This is a genomic window from Ileibacterium valens, from assembly GCF_001945525.1.
Taxonomy (GTDB): Bacteria; Bacillota_I; Bacilli_A; order Erysipelotrichales; family Erysipelotrichaceae; genus Ileibacterium; species Ileibacterium valens.
This window is the reverse complement of sequence record NZ_MPJW01000023.1, coordinates 1-4,123: the sequence shown is the minus strand read 5'-3', so window position 1 is coordinate 4,123 and position 4,123 is coordinate 1. Positions and strand designations below refer to the sequence as shown.

General features: G+C 41.5%; 3 protein-coding genes, 1 rRNA gene and 1 pseudogene. 4 read left to right on the top strand and 1 reads right to left on the bottom strand.

The window, feature by feature from the left end:
- Positions 1-102, bottom strand: a 16S ribosomal RNA gene (locus tag BO222_RS00535); the annotation flags it as partial.
- A gap of 760 nt (positions 103-862) precedes the next feature.
- Between BO222_RS00535 and BO222_RS00530 the strand changes: the two genes are divergently transcribed.
- The 4 genes and pseudogenes from BO222_RS00530 to BO222_RS00515 form a co-directional block, all read left to right on the top strand.
- Positions 863-1,816 (top strand): ABC transporter substrate-binding protein, encoded by a 954-nt coding sequence (locus BO222_RS00530; protein ID WP_075817423.1) that lies wholly within the window; start codon positions 863-865, stop codon positions 1,814-1,816.
- A gap of 3 nt (positions 1,817-1,819) precedes the next feature.
- Positions 1,820-2,827: a FecCD family ABC transporter permease gene (locus tag BO222_RS00525; protein ID WP_075817421.1), complete on the top strand. Its 1,008-nt coding sequence runs from the start codon at positions 1,820-1,822 to the stop codon at positions 2,825-2,827.
- Positions 2,828-2,867: 40 nt separating this feature from the next.
- A pseudogene (locus BO222_RS00520) lies at positions 2,868-3,494 on the top strand (IS607 family transposase).
- Between the two features lie 4 nt (positions 3,495-3,498).
- Positions 3,499-4,123, top strand: a 625-nt coding sequence (locus BO222_RS00515) for an RNA-guided endonuclease InsQ/TnpB family protein (RefSeq protein WP_158024525.1), incomplete at its 3' end; no start/stop codon positions are given.

Genomic DNA, 4,123 nt, shown 5'->3' with positions numbered 1-4,123 from the left:
TTACTCACCCGTTCGCCACTGTATCCAAAGATACCGTTCGACTTGCATGTATTAGGCATGCCGCCAGCGTTCATCCTGAGCCAGGATCAAACTCTCCATTTGATTTGACTCAACGCTTTTGCGTTTTATTTTATTTTTTGATTGTTCAGGTTGAATTGACTTGTACTTGGTTTGTTTGTTTAACCTGTACCAATTGGTACTTGTACATACTGTCTGTAAAGTTTTCAAAGAACGAGTTATTTGTGAAGATTTATTTATCTTTCACAAGCTTGTTTATCTTACTCCCTGTCCTGACCAAAGTCAAGACTTTTTTTGTGAATTTCTTTTTGAATTTCACAAGCAGAAGAAGACTTCACTTGTGAGAAACAAGCCGTCTCTCACAAGGCTCATTAAGAATACCACTCCAACAGTCATCGGTCAACCCTTTTTGTGAATTATTTTTAATTTTTTCACAAACAAGGATTTCTGCCCTAGGTAAAGCAGTTTGGATATTCTAAGACACTGATTTTCAAATCAGCTTTTAAAAGATACTCCTCTGTCTTTAGAAATGCAAGAAAATTGTCAACTAGTTTTCACTTCCCATTCTTCTTGTCATTTTGATCACCGATACACGATCGGGATTTTTAGATCTGCAGCACCATTTCGGCTGCTTCTGTATCTTGAATCCACTTGATATTTAAAATGGTTGGTTCTTCATTATCTGAATGAGCTCTCACAAATATAGAGATGGCTTTTAACTTGAAAATTCAATTACTTATTAGTTTAATCTAACTTGATTACATTAGCTCTTTATTCTTTTCGATTTTTGTCTATCACACCCTTATCGAAAGGAGTCGAGAATTTATTCAATGGAGGTTAGTCAATGTTTAAACTCAATTCATTTGGGAAAGCTGCTGCCATTTTTACCAGTCTGAGTATGGCAGTTTCACTTGCCGGATGTTCATCTTCAAATTCTAACGACGATGAAACAAAACAGGAAAATTCAGAAACTCGAATTGTCGAAACTGATAAAGGAGAAGTTGAAATTCCTGCTAATCCTCAAAGAATCGTATCGGATTACTATCTCGGAGAATTTTTAGCGGTTGATACTAAACCGATTATCGCTTCCCCTTACGCACTGGATAATCCATATCTGGCTGAATACATCGGTGGAATTGAACCGATGAATATTACCAGTGCTGAAACCAGTCAGGAAATGATTGCAGCAGCCGAGCCTGATCTGATTGTAACCATCACTGAAGCTGATTATGAAAAGTATTCTAAGATCGCACCGACTGTTTACATACAGGACGGAAAGCGAAGCGATGAAGAACTATTTAAATATATAGCCGATCTGGTTGGGAAAGAAAGCGAAGCTGAAAACTACATTTCTGAGTTCAATCAGAAGGTAGAAGAAAGTAAAGGAAAAGTTCATGACATCGTTGGTGATCAGACTGTATCTATTGTAGAAGTCTGGCCGCAGCAGATTTATTCAATGGGCAGCCACTTTGCCAGAGGCGGACATATTCTTTATGACCTCTGGGGATTGAAAGCGCCTGAAGCCGTTCAGAAATCAATGGTTGATGGTGATACTCCATACGAAGTAATTTCTCTTGAAGCTCTTCCAGAATATACAGGTGACTTTATTCTTTATGGAATTCTAAGCGATACCGATGCCTCCTTTGTAGAAGATTCACAGATCTGGAATAATCTTCCGGCTGTCAAAGAAGGAAAAACGATGCCTTACGAGCAAGTGGCCTGGATGCATCGTGATCCGATCACTCAAAGCAAACAGCTCGAAGAACTTACCGCTTATTTTGAACAATTTGGAGAATAAGCCATGAAGAAAAATGGTCATGTACAGTTCTGCCTGTTCATACTGACCGGGATTGCAGCGGTTCTGGCCGCGGCAATCCTTTCTTTATTTATGGGTAGTACAAATATTTCCTGGCAAACCGTGCTGCAGGCCCTGTTTTCACCAGATCTTGCAGAGCATCAGCATTTAGCGATCATTGAGCTTCGTTTGCCGCGTACTCTGGGAGATATTCTTGTAGGCGCGGCTTTTGGAGCAAGCGGTGCCATCATGCAGGGTGTAACGCACAATCCGCTGGCAGATTCCGGGCTTCTTGGAATTAATGCAGGCGCATCTTTTGCTTTGGCAATGTGTTTAGCTGCAGCAAGTCAAATCAATTTTTCACTGACTGTATTCGCCTCTTTTTTAGGCGCTTCAATGGCTGCGTTGATTGTCTTTGGTTTATTAAAGATCAATCATCGAAAAACAGATTCAGTTCGCCTGGTTCTGGCAGGGAGTGCAGCTTCTGTATTTCTAACTTCGATCTGTCAGTTCATTTCCATATTTGCCAATATTGGCCAGGACCTGACTTTCTGGACAGCTGGCGGTACTGCTGGTATTCGGATGGATCAGCTGACCATTGCTGCTCCAGTGATTCTGTTTGGGTTGATCAGTGCTTTATTACTGTCAAGAAAAATTTCATTACTGTCCCTGGGAGACGATACCGCAAGAGGTTTGGGTCTGGATGTAGAAAGAAGCACCTGGCTTAGCCTGTTTGTCGTTATGGTATTAGCAGGAAGTGCAGTATCCTTAGCTGGGCCAATTGCTTTTGTTGGCTTGCTTGTCCCCTACTTTGTACGCTTTTTTGTAGGAGGCGATTATCAGAAAGTCATTCCGGGTTCAATGATCGCAGGAGCCTTATTTATGGTCCTAGCTGATGTGGCAGCCAGAGTAATTAATGCACCCTCTGAAACTCCGGTTGGATTGATCTTTGCGGTGATCGGTGTTCCAGTATTCATCTGGATTGCCCGAAAAGGAGACATGTTAAGTGACTGATTTTCGTATCTTTTCTATTCTTTTCGGTTATTATATAGTCATGGAAAAGAGATACAAAATTGGTGAATTAGCGCTGATGATCGGTGTTTCTCTCCAAACCCTCAGGAAATGGGAGAAGGCAGGAAAACTGACTTCTTATCGCTTTTTTGGCAAAGTTCGCTATTACACTCATGAACAATATTTAGAACTGACTGGAGGATCTGTTGGTTCTTCCAAAACAGAAGAAACTTCTGTCATCTATGCTTGAGTCTCGACAAGAAATCAGAAAGACGATCTGAAAAACCAGGCCGCATTTCTTCGTCAGTTCTGTAATGTCCGTGAAATCATCGTTTCTGAAGTGATAGAAGACTATGGAAGCGGTATGGACTACAACCGCAAGAAATTAAACAACCTATTGAATCAGGTCATGGACAGAAAAGTATCGCAGATCGTGATAGCCCATAAAGACCGATTCGTTCGGTTTGGTTTCGATTGGTTCGAACGATTGTGTGAAAGATTCGGGGGCAGGATCATCGTTGTAAACAACGAAGAACTCTCTTTTGAAAAGGAACTTGTCGAAGGCATCATTGCCATCCTGCGCATGTTTTCGGACAGATTGTATGGATTGAGAAAATACAGGAAAATGATCAAAGAAGATGATTCATTGACCAAAGAACAGGAGGCGTAATCCCATGAAACGATATAGGACATTCAAAGTTGAGATTGATCCAACAGACGAACAAAAACAGCAGATTGCCCGGTTTCAGGGAATCTGCCGTTTTGTTTACAACCTGTATCTTCATGAGAACCAAGAACGTTGGGAAGCAGAAAAGAAGCTTGCTGAAGCATTAGGGCGTAAGCCTCATAGTACGTTGATGAACCCAGCAAAGTTCTATACATGGCTCAAACAGGACTATATCCCCGCCAGCGGAAAGATATGGATCAACGACTGTCCTTCCAAAGCAGTAAGACAATCGATCAACGATGCAAACGAGGCTTATCGTAAGTTCTTCAGGAAACAAAGCGGGTTTCCAAAGTTCAAGAAGAAAGGTTCCAACGAATCGATGGTTTATTTCTGCCGCAACAGTCTCAGTCAACCCGCTCGATCGACTCGATGGTATGTCCAGGTACCAAAACTTGGACGAGTCCACCTCAAGGAGAAAGGTCGAATTCCGACTTATGTTCCAAACGAAGTTGAGATTGTAAAAGGACGGATTGGACAGAAGAACGGCAGATGGTATATGAGTGTCTATGTCGAGTACGAAGTCGATTCTGTTCCTTCTTATCGTAAAGATTCAGATGGTATTGGTATCGACC